The sequence below is a fragment of the Sphingomonas sp. GW821-FHT10F11 genome, from assembly GCF_058809095.1.
Genome location: NZ_JBXASH010000001.1, coordinates 516651 through 529528, shown reverse-complemented (window position 1 = coordinate 529528; position 12878 = coordinate 516651). Strand labels below are relative to the sequence as shown.

Here is a 12878-nt window from a genome sequence, read left to right as displayed (position 1 = left end):
CTTTCCATGGTCATTGTCGGCGCCGTCCTGGCGCTGTTCGTCGGCGCGGCCGTCTGGCTGCTGTATCTAGGATTGAAGGCGCGCCGCGATGCGGCGGAAGTCCTTGGGGCGAATCTGAGGCTCGAGGCGCTGATCGGTTCCGCGCCCGCGCTCGCGATGATCGTGCGGGCGGATGGCCGGCTCGAGCTGCCCGATCGGCTGGCGGACTGGCTCGGTCTGTCGCCGCCGCCGCGCTATCTCGACGATCTGGCGGGGCGGGACGGCGGTCTCACGCCCGAAGATGCGCGCGCGATCGCCGCCGATGTCGCCGCGGCGCAAAAGGCTGGACGGACCTTCTCGCGGGCAATCCGCGCGCGGGGATCCTCGCGTGCGCTGATGATCAAGGGGCAACGGGCGCCGCGCGACCTGCAGGCGCCGGGCGGGGTGGTGCTGTGGGTGTTCGATGCGACCGATAGCGAGGCCGAGATCGCCCGGCTCGGCGAGGAACGGGCGGAAGCGCTCGACGCGTTCGAAGCGCTGACCGGGTTGATCGAGGCGGCGCCGCTGCCAATGTGGTATCGCGGCCCCGATCTGCGCCTCGCGATGGTCAATTCCGCCTATGTCGAGGCGGTCGAGGCGCCCGATGCCGCCGACGTGATCCGGCGCGGCGTGGAGCTGGTCGAGGGATCGGGCATTGGCGGGCCGCTGGCGAGCGCGGTCATCGCGCGCGACACGGGCAAGCCGCAGATGCAGACCATGCCGGCGACGATCCGCACCATGCGCCGGATGCTGCGCGTCTATGACGTGCCCTTGCCGACCGGCGGCGTGGCGGGTTTCGCGGTCGATATCGAGGAACTGGAGCAGGCGCGCAGCGGCATCAAACGTTTCGCCGACGCGCAGCGCGCGATGCTCGACCGGCTTTCAGCGGGCGTCGTCCAGTTCGCGCCCGATCGCACGCTCGCCTTTTGCAACCAGCCTTTCCGCCGGCTGTTCGCGATGAAGAGCGAGTGGCTGGCCGACCGGCCGGAGTTCGATCGCGTGCTCGAACGGATGCGCGAGGCGAACCGCTTGCCCGAGGTGCGCGACTTCCCGGGCTGGAAGGCTGAGCGGCGCGACTGGTTCCTGGAGGCGGGCGGCGCAATCGAGGAACAATGGCATCTGCCCGGCGGCGTGCATCTGCGCGTCGTGGCGCAGCCTCTGCCCGATGGCGGGCTGCTGCTGATCTTCGAGGACCGGACCGAGCAGGTCCAGCTCGCCAGCGCGCGCGACACGCTGCTGCGCGTGCGCACCGCGACTTTCGACAATCTCTACGAGGCGCTGGGCGTGTTCGCGGCGGACGGGCGGCTGCAGCTGTGGAACAACAAGTTCCGCGCTCTATGGGGTTTCGAGGAGGAGTTCCTGACCAGCCATCCGGGCGTCGACGCGCTGGCGGATGCGGCGGCGCGCCAACTCGCCAAGCCCGGGCGCGCCACGCTGATCGGCGATCTGGTGCGCGCGGCGACGGTCGAGCGGCAGCAGCGCGGCGGCGAACTCGAATTCGCTGACGGACGCTTCTTCGAACTGGCCGCGGTGCCGCTGCCCGACGGCAACGGGCTGTTCACGATGCTCGACATTTCCGACAGCCGCCGGATCCAGCGCGCGCTGCGTGACCGCAACGAAGCGCTGGAGGCAGCCGACCGGATCAAGACCGCCTTTGTCGCCAATATGAGTTATGAGCTGCGCACCCCGATCACCTCGATCAGCGGCTTCGCCGAGATGCTGTCGGAGGGCTATGCCGGCAAGCTGAGCAAGGATGCGCACGGCTATGTCGCAGCAATCCTCGAATCGGTCGAACGGCTCGGCTTCTTCGTCGACGAGGTGCTCGATCTCACCCAGAATGAGGGGCGCACCCCGGCGCTGGAGTCGCTCGAAGTCGATCTGGATATCGTGGCGCGTGAGGCGGCTGATGCGATCCAGCCGCTGGCGGCACGCAAGAAGCTGGATTTCGCGGTCGAGATATTGCCCTCGACCGGCAGTATGAAGGGCGATGCGAAGCGCCTGCGCCAGGTCGTCGAGCACCTCCTGCGCCACGCGGTGGGCGGCACCGAACAGGGTGGGCGCATTCTGCTCCATGTCGATGGCACCGCGGCGGCCGCCCGGATCGTGGTGTCGGACGATGGAGTGGGCATGACACGCCAGGCCGTCGCCCATGCGTTCGATCGCTTCGCCGAGCCCGGCGTGACGCGGGGCGGGGAGCGGTCGCTGGGGCTTGGCCTGCCGCTCGCCAAGCAGTTCGTCGAGGCGCATGGCGGCACGATCGATCTGGTGTCGGAACCGGGCGAGGGGACCTTCATCACCGTCAAACTGCCGCGACGCTAGCTTGAACGTGCATGATTATGCGCATAGTATATGCGCATAGACTGGAGGTGCCATGGCGCGATCGACCGTCCGTGAAGCAAAGGCGCCGTTCAGGCGGCCAACCAATGTCTCGCTTGATGCTGCGATGATCGAGGATGCCAGGGAACTGGGCATCAACATTTCGCGCGCTTGCGAGGAGGGGCTGGCGAAACAAATCTCCGAGGAGCGTGGACGGCGCTGGAAGGAAGAGAATCGCGAGGCGACTGCCGAGTGGAACGCTTATGTCGCAGAACATGGGCTGCCGCTTGAGCGTTTCCGTCAATTCTGATGGCGCGCTTCGACGTCTATCGTCCGAAGGATGGCGACGAATTGCTGCTTGATTGCCAGGCGGATGTGCTGGACGAACTGGACAGCCGCTTCGTCGTGCCATTGTTGCCGGCTATCATGTTCCGCAGGACGTTTGCGCGGCTGAATCCGACATTCGAGGTTGGCGGGCAAACAATGATCATGGCGACTCAGTCGGCTGCTACCATCCCGGTCCGTTCAATCGGTCAGCGCGTCACATCACTAGCCGATGAGCAGTCCGCCATCATGAATGCCATCGACATGCTTCTGATCGGTTATTGACCGATGAGACTGGCTGACCCTGCCGCGTCCGAGGCTCTTGGCGCACGCCTCGCCGAGTTCGCCGGACCCGGCGACATAGTCACACTGACCGGTCCGCTTGGCGCGGGAAAGACAAGCATCGCGCGCGGGCTGCTCGCGGCACTCGGGTTGGAGGGCGAAGCGCCGTCGCCGAGCTTCGCGATCGTGCAGCCCTATGCGCCGCCAGAGGTGCGGTTTCCGGTTCTCCATATCGATCTCTACCGGATCGAGGACCCCGACGAGATCGAGGAACTTGGGCTCGACGAAGCGCTGTCCGATTCGCTGCTGATCGTCGAATGGCCCGAACGCGCGCCCGGTCTGTGGCCCGAGGCGCTGGCGCTGAGCCTGACGATCGAGCCCGACGGCACCCGCGCCTTGACAGCGGGGGTGCCGGCGGCTTGGAGGGCGCGATGGCAGCAGATATGATTCCGCCGGCCGCCGCGGCCGATTTCCTCGCGGCGAATGGCTGGGAAGGGGCGGAGATCCTGCCCGTGGCGGGCGACGCCTCGTTCCGCCGCTATTTCCGCGTCGTCGCCGGCGACCGCAGTGCGATCCTGATGGATGCGCCGCCGCCGCAAGAGGACCCGCGGCCCTTTATCGAGATTGCGCGCTGGCTGGGTGAGCGCGGGTTCGCGGCGCCGGCGATCCATGGCGTCGACCTCGATCGGGGCCTCGTCCTGCTCGATGATTTCGGTGACATCCGGATGCGCGAGACGGTCGATGAGCAGGCCGGCCGTGCGACCGGCCTGTACGAAGCGGCGATCGACATCCTGATCGCGTTGCACAAGCATGAGGCGGGGCCGCTGGCGCCCTATGATCGTCCGGTGCTGCACCGCGAGGCCAACCTGCTGACCGAATGGTATTGCCCGGCGGTCGGCATCGAGGCCGATCAGGCGGGTTATGACGCGGCATGGGACCAGGTGTTCGACGCAGCGCTCGCCGGGCCGGTCGTGACGGTGCTGCGCGACTATCATGCCGAGAACCTGATGCTGATCGGCGGGACCGACACGCTCGGCCTGCTCGACTTCCAGGATGCGCTGGCCGGCCACCCCGCCTACGATCTCGTCTCGCTGCTGCAGGATGCGCGGCGCGATGTGGATCCGGCGCTCGAAAGCGTCATGCTCGCGCGGTACAAGCATATCACCGGCGCCGGGGAGGATTTCGATATCGCCTATCATGTCCTTGGCGCGCAGCGGAACGCGAAGATCGTCGGTATCTTCACCCGCCTGTGGAAGCGCGACGGCAAGCTGCGCTATTCGGCGCTATGCCCGCGCGTCTGGCGCTATCTCGAGCGCGACCTCGCACACCCGGCGCTGGCGCCGGTCAAGGCGTGGTTCGATGCCAATATCCCTGCCGGCATGCGCGGTGACCCGATGGTGATTTCCGGCCAATGACGACCAAGCGCACCCTTGCGATTCGCCCCGATCCCGGTGGCGACGTGCCGGAAACCGCGATGGTGATGGCGGCCGGACTCGGCAAGCGCATGCGCCCGCTGACTGCGACGCGCCCCAAGCCGCTGGTCGAGGTGGCGGGCAGGCCGCTGATCGATCATGTCTTCAACCGGCTGCGCAGCGCTGGCGTGAAGCGGGCGGTGGTCAATGTCCATTATCTCGCCGATGCGCTCGAAGCGCATCTGATGAATCGGGTAAAAGGCATTGAAATCGCTGTCTCCGATGAGCGCGGCAGGCTGATGGAGACCGGCGGCGGCATCGTCCAGGCGCGCGACCTGATCGGGGACAAGCCGTTCCTCGTCGTCAACAGCGACAATCTGTGGATCGATGGGCCGGCGGATGCGATCCGGCTGCTCGCCGCGCGGTGGGACGACACGACGATGGACGCGCTGCTGCTGATGGTGCCGTTCGCCAGGGCGTATAACCATGGGGGGCAGGGCGATTTCCACCTCGCGCCCGACGGCCGCATCACCAAGCGCCGCCAGCCCGGGCGGCCCGCGCCGTTCGTCTATACCGGCGTGCAGATATTGTCGCCGCGCGTAATCCAGGACTGGCCGGAGGGGCCGTTCTCGACCATGATCTTCTGGGAACGCGCGATCGCGGCGGGCCGCGCTTACGGCCTGGTCCATCAGGGCCTGTGGTTCGATGTCGGCACGCCGGCCGCGATAGGACAGACCGAGGCGATCCTCGCTGATGGCTGAGGCCGTCAAACCGGCACTCTTCACCATCCCTGCGCACCGGGCATTCGCCGACGCGCTCGCCGCCGGGCTGATCCGGCGCTTCGGCGGGGAACCGCTCGGGCTCGCGCGCGGGCTGGTGCTGCTGCCCAACAATCGCGCCAAGCGGGCGATGACCGACGCGTTCGTGCGCGCCAGCGAGGGCGGGCTGCTGCTCCCCCGGCTGGTTTCGATCGGCGAACTGGACGAGGCAACCGGCGCGGCGCTCGATCCGGCTGACGACAATGATCCGGTCCCGCCTGCGGTACCGCCGCTCCAGCGCCGGATGATCCTGGCGCGGCTGGTGACCGAGGAGCGCGCGCGAACCGGTCAGCCGGTCGATGCGGCTGAGGCCGTGCGGCTGGCTGGCGATCTGGCGCGGACTCTCGACCAGCTACTGATCGAGGAAGTGGCGCCGGCCAGGCTGCGCGAACTCGAATTGAGCGAGGAGCTGTCGGACCATTGGCGCGGGGCGCTGGCGCTGTTCGGGATCGTGCTGGATCGCTGGCCGGACGAACTGAAGCGGCTGGGCAGGATCGACCTCGCGGACCGGCGCGGGCGATTGCTGCGCCGGCTGGCGGCACGGTGGAAGCAGGCTCCGCCACAGGACTTCGTCTGCGCCGCGGGCATCACCGATTCAGCGCCAGCGGTGGGGTTGCTGCTGCGGCGCGTATCTGAGCTGCCGCAGGGCATGGTAGTGCTGGCCGATCTGGCGACCGGCATGGATGAGGAGGAATGGCAGGCGCTCGGCCCGCACGAGCCTGATCCCGTCACCGGATTCCGCCGGCGATCGATCGAGACTCATCCGCAATTCCATCTGAAACTGTTGCTCAAACGGATGGGCGTGAACCGCGACGAATTCCTCCCTTGGCGCGACGGTGGCGGGCATGACGCCACGGCCGCACGGGGGCGCGCCATCGCCAATGCGCTCGCCCCGGCCGAATTCACCGGCAAATGGACCGGGCTCGAGGCGGAAGATCGCCGCCTGTCGGGCATCGCCGCCGCCGAACTGGCGACGCCGGCCGAAGAGGCGCAGGCGATCGCGCTGGCATTGCGCGAAGTGCTTGAGATGCCGGGCCGTACCGCGGCGCTGGTGACGCCGGATCGCGGGCTCGCGCGCCGAGTGGCGGCGCATGCGGCGCGCTGGGGGATCGAGATCGACGATTCCGCTGGTCGGCCATTGTCGATCCTGCCTTCCGGCACCTTGCTCACCGCGCTGGCCGAGGCTGCCACACAGCGTTTTGCACCGCTCGCGCTGCTGACTCTGCTCAAGCATCCGCTAGTGCGTTTCGGTGAGGGGCGTGGTGCGTGGCTGGAGGGCACGCGTGCGCTCGACCGAGTGCTGCGCGGACCGCGACCGGGGGCGGGACTGACCGGGATCGACGATCATCTCACCAATCCGTCGGAGCGAGAGCGGCGGTTGTTCGGTGAGGCGGCCGCCTGGTGGCCTGAGACCCGCGCATTGTTGTCGCCCATCGAAGCCGTGTTCGAGGGTGGTGCGCAGCCTTTGGCTACGCTGGTCGCCGCGCTTCGCGAGGCGGCGCAGGCACTGTGCGGCGATACGCTGTGGGGTGGCCCGGCCGGGCGCGCCGCTTCCGAACTGCTCGCCGATCTTGAAGCGGAAGCCGATGCTGGTCCGGCAAGCGTCGAGCCCGCCAGTCTCGCACCGTTGCTCAAGACGCTGATGGACGAGGCTGCGGTTCGCCCGCCGCAGGGCGGGCATCCGCGCCTGGCGATCTACGGCCTGATCGAAGCGCGGTTGCAGACCGCCGACCTGATGATCCTTGGCGGGCTGAACGAAGGTACCTGGCCCGGCCAGCCAGCGCCCGACCCATGGCTGGCGCCGCGCATCCGTGCCGAGCTTGGCTTGCCAGGCCTCGAACGACGCGTCGGCGTCTCGGCGCACGATCTGGCCGGCGCGCTGGGCGCGCCGCAGGCCTTGATCACCCGAGCGCGTCGCGATGCGAGCCAGCCGGCCATCGCCTCGCGCTTCTGGCTGCGGTTGCAGGCACTGGCGGGCGAGCGCTTCGAGCGCGCTCGGACACTGGAACGCTGGACCCGGGCGCTCGACCGCCCGGACACGCATGACCCGGCCGACCAGCCCGCGCCGTCGCCCGCCGCCATCCTGCGGCCGAAGCGGATTGCCGTCACCGATGTCGACCGGCTGAAGGCCGACCCTTACGCCTTCTACGCCAAGCGAATCTTGCGACTGATGGCGCTCGATCCGGTCGATGCCGATCCCAGCGCGGCATGGCGTGGCACGGCGGTGCATGACGTTCTTGAGCGTTGGGCGAAGCTCGACGGACCCACTCCTGAGGCGTTGCGTGATCTCGTTGAGGCGATGCTGCATGATCCGCGTACCTCGCCAATGATGCGGGCACTCTGGCAGCCAAGGCTCAAGGAAGCGATTGACTGGATCGCGGCGGAAATCGCGCGCGGATCGGCGCTTGGTCGGCAGGTGCTGGCGGTCGAGCGCGAAGGCAGGATCGACATTGCCGGCGTGACCCTGACCGGCAAGTTCGACCGGATCGACCGGCTGCCCGACGGGACGCTCGCGGTGATCGACTACAAGACCGGCAAGGCGCCATCGCCGGCCTCGGTGCGTGCCGGGTTCAGCCTTCAGCTCGGGCTGCTCGGGCTCATCGCCGAACGTGGCGGGTTCGATGGCATTCGGGGCGAGGCGCGGGGCTTCGAATATTGGTCGCTGGGCAAGCGCAACGACAGTTTCGGCTATATCACGACGCCGACGGATCCTGCGGGCAAGGGTGACAAGGTGCGCCCGGAGGATTTTCCCGCATTGGCCGCGCATCATTTCACCGAAGCGGTCGCTGCCTGGCTGACCGGCAGCGAGGCGTTCACCGCGAAGCTCCACCCCGAATATGCGCCTTATGCCGAATATGACCAGCTGATGCGCCGCGACGAATGGTATGGCCGTGAGCGGGGATAACCGGCCCCTTCCACACCTGAAAGGCAACCAGGCCGCTGCGAGCGCGCCCGATGCGCATGTCTGGCTGTCGGCCTCGGCGGGCACCGGCAAAACGCAGGTGCTGACGGCGCGCGTGTTCCGCCTGTTGCTGCGCGGCGTCGATCCGGGCGCGATCCTGTGTTTGACCTTCACCAAGGCAGGTGCGGCGGAAATGGCGGGGCGGATCAGCGCCCGGCTCGCCGCCTGGGTACGCATGCCCGAGAACGACCTGAAGAAGGATTTGTACGCGCTGGGCGAGGATCATCTCGATCCGCGCCGTATCGCCTATGCCCGCACGCTGTTCGCCAAGGTGCTCGACGCGCCAGGCGGCGGGCTTCGTATTCAGACGATCCACAGCTTCTGCCAGGGGCTGCTCGCTGCCTTTCCGGTCGAGGCGGGGCTGGTGCCCGGTTTCCGGCCGCTCGAAGGGCGCGAGGAGGCGGTACTGGCGCGCGAGGCGCTGGCCGAGATGCTGGTCGATGCGGATCGCGACGGGCGGCTCAAGCCGATCGACACTATCGGGCGACTGAGCGTGCGGCTCGGCGAGGGCGAGGCGGAGAATTTCCTGCGCGCCTGCGCCCGCGCGCCGGCCGCGATGGAGGAATTGCCGCTCGGCGATGGGCTGCGGCCTCGCATCCGCCGCGCGCTTGACCTGCCGACCGGCGACATCGAGAGTGTGATCCTCAGCGCATGCGGCGACGATGCGGTGGATCACGAAGCGCTCGACGCGATCGGCGGCATGAACAGCGGCTGGGGCACCAAGAGTGGGATCGAGCGGGCCGGGATCATCTATGGCTGGCTGGAAAAGCCGGTCGCGGAACGTGCTGCCTCGCTTGCGGATATCCACAAGGTCTGGGCCAAGGCGGATGGCGACATGCGCTCTTTCGGCAAGGGGCAGGCGCCACAGGAAGAGGATTATGCCGAGCTGGCGGGCGGGCTTTACGGCTGGTGCGCCGAGTTGCTCGATCTCAGAGTTCGTGCGGTTTACGCTGACCTGCTCGCCGACGCACTCGACGTCGGGCGCGACTATGCTGCCGGCTATAAACGGGCGAAGCGCCGGGTGGGCGGGGTCGATTTCGATGACCTGATCAAAGCCACGATCGACCTGCTCCGCCAGCCGGGCATGGGTGAATGGGTGCGCTACAAGCTCGACCAGGTGACCGAGCATATCCTGATCGATGAAGCGCAGGACACCAATCCGGACCAATGGGAGATCATCCGGACGTTGGCAGACGAGTTCTTTACCGGGCAAGGACTCTACTCTCCCAAGTCGCGCACCCTGTTCACCGTCGGTGACTACAAGCAGGCGATCTTCGGTTTTCAGGGCACTGACCCCGCCCATTTTGCTGCCTATGAGCTGCGGTTCAGCAGGATGGCGGAAGAGACGCAGGGTGATGAAGACACTGCGCCTGAGGATCGTGGGCTTCGTTTTGACCGATTGTCGCTGACTCATTCTTTCCGCTCCACCAAACCCGTTCTCGAGTTTGTCGACGCCGCGTTGGAAACGATTCCGGAGCCCGGCATGGGCGCCATCGCCCTGCGCGAGCCTCATGCCAGCGAAGTGGAAGGCCCTGGCACGGTCACGCTCTGGCCGCTGACCATCGCCGGCGGCAGCGAGGAGGATGAGGAAGGCTGGATCGCCGATTCCACCCGCGAACTCGCCAGCCGGATCGCGAAGCAGATCAAGGCATGGATCGGCACGCTGGTGCTTGAGAGCAAGGGCCGCACTTTGCGCCCCGAGGATGTCATGATCCTGGTCAAAAGGCGCGGCGAACTGGCCTCGCTGATCGTCGCGCGGCTCTATGCCGAGGATGTGCCGGTCGCGGGCGTCGACCGGCTCCGGCTCAACGCGCCGCTCGCGGTGCAGGACCTGCTCGCCGCGATCCGGTTCGTGCTTCAGCCCGGGGATGACCTGTCGCTAGCCAGCCTGCTCGTCTCGCCGCTGATCGGCTGGAGCCAGGAAAAGCTGATGGAAGCGGCGCCGCGCGAGTCCGGCAGCCTGTGGCGGCATTTGTCGCGCACCCAGCCGCGCGAGGCGCTCGATCCGCTGTACAATATGCTCGACCGGGCGGATATCGCCACGCCCTATCAATTCCTGGAAGAGATGCTGTCCGGCCCGCTCGACGGGCGGCGCAAGCTGATCCGCCGGCTGGGGCAGGAAGCGCGCGATCCGATCGAGGAACTGCTCAACGCGGCGCTCGATTTCGAATCGCTCGGGACTCCGTCGCTGCAGCGCTTCCTCGACTGGTTCGATCGCGGCGATGTCGACATCAAACGCGACCCTTCCGCGCCGCTCGATGCCGTGCGGGTGATGACCGCGCACGGCGCCAAGGGCCTGCAGGCGCCGCTGGTGATCCTGGCCGACGCAGCGGTCGACCCGACGAAGTCGCCGCGCTCGACCCTAAACTGGACGCCTGAGGGTATGGCGAACGCGTTGCCGATCTTCCGGCCGCGCGCGAGCGAACGCGGCGGGCCGCTCGGCGAGGTGCTCGATGCCGATGCGCAGCGCGAACTGGAGGAGCATTGGCGACTCTTCTACGTCGCGGCGACGCGCGCGGAGGAGCGGCTGGTGATCGCGGGGGCGCTGGGTCCGCTGGCCAAGGGCGAGCCACCGCCGTCGAGCTGGTACGCCGCCGCCGATCGCGCCATGACCGCGCTTGAGGTGCCGCCCTCTCCGGAGGCGCGGAGCTTCACCGGGATCGTGCCGCAACGGGCGGTACCGGTGTCGGGCAGGAAGGCGGCGGAATCAGAGGATGAGACAAGGCTCCCCGACTGGACACAGCAGCCTGCGCCCGTCGAAGCCCGTCCTCCACGTCCGCTTTCGCCGTCGTCGCTGGGCGAGGACGCGGTGGCCGATCCGCCCCCCTCTCCGGCGATGCGGGTTGCCGCCGAACGCGGCAAGCTGATCCATGCGCTGTTCGAACGTTTGCCGGCCGTGGCGCCTGAAGAGCGCAAGGCTGCAGCGGATCGCTGGCTGGAGCGGGTCGGAGGCGTTGCCGACCCCGATGCGCGGACGGATATCGCACGGACGGTGCTCGGGGTTCTCGAGGATGCGCGCTTCGCCGCCCTGTTCGGGCCGGACTCGCTGGCGGAGGCACCGATCGCGGCGGTGATCGGCGACGGTGTCGTGGTGTCGGGCACGGTCGATCGGCTGCGCGTGACGCCCGAGCGGATCCAGGTGGTCGATTTCAAGACGGGCCGCCAGATCCCGCTGACGCCCGAAGAGATTCCGCCTTATCACGCGCGGCAGATGGCGGCCTATGTCGATGCGCTCGGGGTGATCTTCCCCGGCCGTACGATCGAGGCTGCCTTGCTCTACACCAATGGGCCAAAGCTGCTGAGCGTGCCGGACAGCTTCCTCGCACGGCACAAGCCCGGCTATGCACCCGCGCAACAAAGCTACGACCTGCCGGCTTGAGTGCTTGGGCCGGGCTCCCTAGATTGCGGCCAACACAGGAGATTCCCGACATGGCAACCAAGCACATCACCGACGACAGCTTCCAGAGCGACGTCCTCAGCTCCGACAAGCCGGTGCTCGTCGATTTCTGGGCCGAGTGGTGCGGCCCGTGCAAGATGATCGGCCCGAGCCTGGAGGAAATCTCCGACGAACTGGGCGAGCAGGTGACCATCGCCAAGCTGAACATCGACGACAACCCCGATGCGCCGGGCAAATACGGCGTGCGCGGTATCCCGACGATGATCCTGTTCAAGAACGGCGCTCCGGCCGCGACCAAGGTCGGCGCCGAGCCCAAGGGCCGGATCAAGGCATGGCTCGAGGGCGAGCTCAACTCGTCGGTCGACACCGCCGCCAACTGACCGATTGGGGCCGCACGGCATCTGCCGCGCGGCCCCTTTTTCTATTCAGCGATAATAATCATGGCGTTCCGCGCCATCGAAAGCGGCCTCCCTGCAGGCAGCGCGCGCGGAAATCTTTTCCCGGACCCGCAGGGGCAGGGGTCGTTGCGACCCAGCTTTTCGATGAGTTCGATATCGCCGTGCACGAAGCGGAGACCCCGCTTCACCTGCGTTTCGGACGGATATCCCTTACGCCGCTTCGAGCTGACCTCGAAAGCAGGGCAGGTCGGCGAGTTGGTCGATGCGGTGCATGACGGCCTCCTGTCATAACGTCGCCAGAGCGCGACGCAGGCCGGATGCTCCGGGAGGAGACCGCCGTCAAGTCAATGGTATCATCACATTGCCGGCATAGCCGGAGCGCGCCTGCAGGCCGTCATACCAGTCGGCCACATTGGGCAGGTCGGGGCGTTCGATCGGCAGGGTGAACCAGCTGTGGACATAGACGCCCATGGGTACGTCGCCGATGCCGAAGGCGTCGCCCGACAGCCAGGGGCTCTGCGCGAGATGTGCGTCCAGCACGGCCATTTTCTTCGCGCAGGCCTCGGCCGAACGCTTGATCGCTTCAGTGTCGCGCTGGCCTTCGGGGCGGCGGATGAGGTTGATGAACGCGTCGCGCTGGACCTCGGCATAGTCGATTTGCCAGTCCATCCAGCGATCGGCCATCGCTCGCGCCGCCGGGCTGGCCGGCCAGAAACGATCGGGGGAGTGGCGTGCCGCGAGGTAGCGCAGGATCGCGTTGGATTCCCACAGGGTGACCTCGCCGTCGTCGACGGTGGGGACGAGCGCGTTGGGATTCTTCGCGAGATAGTCGGCATCCATGCCGAACTGGCCGCCGACATCGTGGCGCACATAGGCAAGGCCCGCTTCCTCGGCAAACCACGCGACCTTCTTCACATTGTGCGAGTTGAGGCGGCCCCAGATGGTCAGCAC

General features: G+C 67.4%; 11 protein-coding genes. 9 read left to right on the top strand and 2 right to left on the bottom strand.

From position 1 onward, the window contains the following. Positions 1–6 precede the first annotated feature (6 nt). From AC1RT8_RS02455 to trxA, 9 genes are read left to right on the top strand one after another with little or no spacing between them, the layout of a single operon-like run. Positions 7–2337, top strand: coding sequence for a sensor histidine kinase (locus tag AC1RT8_RS02455; RefSeq protein ID WP_493074009.1), 2331 nt, complete (start codon positions 7–9; stop codon positions 2335–2337). A 52-nt stretch (positions 2338–2389) separates the two neighbouring features. Further along, a complete protein-coding gene (locus AC1RT8_RS02450) occupies positions 2390–2644 on the top strand; it encodes a type II toxin-antitoxin system CcdA family antitoxin (protein WP_493074008.1) in 255 nt (84 codons plus the stop codon). Then, positions 2644–2943 (top strand): CcdB family protein, encoded by a 300-nt coding sequence (locus tag AC1RT8_RS02445; RefSeq protein WP_493074007.1) that lies wholly within the window; start codon positions 2644–2646, stop codon positions 2941–2943. The genes AC1RT8_RS02450 and AC1RT8_RS02445 overlap by 1 nt, the downstream gene beginning before the upstream one ends. Before the next feature lie 3 nt (positions 2944–2946). Beyond that, positions 2947–3387, top strand: a complete 441-nt coding sequence (tsaE, locus tag AC1RT8_RS02440; RefSeq protein ID WP_493074006.1) for a tRNA (adenosine(37)-N6)-threonylcarbamoyltransferase complex ATPase subunit type 1 TsaE — start codon at positions 2947–2949, stop codon at positions 3385–3387. After that, entirely contained in the window at positions 3384–4355 is a 972-nt protein-coding gene (locus tag AC1RT8_RS02435) for an aminoglycoside phosphotransferase family protein (protein ID WP_493074663.1), read from the top strand. The genes tsaE and AC1RT8_RS02435 overlap by 4 nt, the downstream gene beginning before the upstream one ends. Then, positions 4352–5113, top strand: coding sequence for a nucleotidyltransferase family protein (locus AC1RT8_RS02430; protein WP_493074005.1), 762 nt, complete (start codon positions 4352–4354; stop codon positions 5111–5113). Before AC1RT8_RS02435 ends, AC1RT8_RS02430 begins: the two co-directional genes overlap by 4 nt. Beyond that, positions 5106–8075: a double-strand break repair protein AddB gene (gene addB, locus AC1RT8_RS02425; protein WP_493074004.1), complete on the top strand. Its 2970-nt coding sequence runs from the start codon at positions 5106–5108 to the stop codon at positions 8073–8075. The genes AC1RT8_RS02430 and addB overlap by 8 nt, the downstream gene beginning before the upstream one ends. Next, entirely contained in the window at positions 8056–11511 is a 3456-nt protein-coding gene (addA, locus tag AC1RT8_RS02420; RefSeq protein WP_493074003.1) for a double-strand break repair helicase AddA, read from the top strand. The genes addB and addA overlap by 20 nt, the downstream gene beginning before the upstream one ends. A gap of 50 nt (positions 11512–11561) precedes the next feature. Beyond that, entirely contained in the window at positions 11562–11909 is a 348-nt protein-coding gene (trxA, locus tag AC1RT8_RS02415; RefSeq protein WP_493074002.1) for a thioredoxin TrxA, read from the top strand. A gap of 41 nt (positions 11910–11950) precedes the next feature. Here the strand turns inward: trxA and AC1RT8_RS02410 are convergent, their stop codons facing one another. Continuing rightward, complete coding sequence (locus AC1RT8_RS02410) at positions 11951–12094, bottom strand: SEC-C metal-binding domain-containing protein (RefSeq protein WP_493074662.1); 144 nt, start codon at positions 12092–12094, stop codon at positions 11951–11953. A 172-nt stretch (positions 12095–12266) separates the two neighbouring features. Next, positions 12267–12878, bottom strand: coding sequence for a glutathione S-transferase family protein (locus AC1RT8_RS02405; protein WP_493074001.1), 612 nt, complete (start codon positions 12876–12878; stop codon positions 12267–12269).

Excerpts from the sequence above, each read along its gene's own strand:
- AC1RT8_RS02455 (WP_493074009.1), top strand. The coding sequence starts at position 7 with ATGGTCATTGTCGGCGCCGTCCTGGCGCTGTTCGTCGGCGCGGCCGTC.
- AC1RT8_RS02450 (WP_493074008.1), top strand. The coding sequence starts at position 2,390 with ATGGCGCGATCGACCGTCCGTGAAGCAAAGGCGCCGTTCAGGCGGCCA.
- AC1RT8_RS02445 (WP_493074007.1), top strand. The coding sequence starts at position 2,644 with ATGGCGCGCTTCGACGTCTATCGTCCGAAGGATGGCGACGAATTGCTG.
- tsaE (WP_493074006.1), top strand. The coding sequence starts at position 2,947 with ATGAGACTGGCTGACCCTGCCGCGTCCGAGGCTCTTGGCGCACGCCTC.
- AC1RT8_RS02435 (WP_493074663.1), top strand. The coding sequence starts at position 3,384 with ATGATTCCGCCGGCCGCCGCGGCCGATTTCCTCGCGGCGAATGGCTGG.
- AC1RT8_RS02430 (WP_493074005.1), top strand. The coding sequence starts at position 4,352 with ATGACGACCAAGCGCACCCTTGCGATTCGCCCCGATCCCGGTGGCGAC.
- addB (WP_493074004.1), top strand. The coding sequence starts at position 5,106 with ATGGCTGAGGCCGTCAAACCGGCACTCTTCACCATCCCTGCGCACCGG.
- addA (WP_493074003.1), top strand. The coding sequence starts at position 8,056 with ATGGCCGTGAGCGGGGATAACCGGCCCCTTCCACACCTGAAAGGCAAC.
- trxA (WP_493074002.1), top strand. The coding sequence starts at position 11,562 with ATGGCAACCAAGCACATCACCGACGACAGCTTCCAGAGCGACGTCCTC.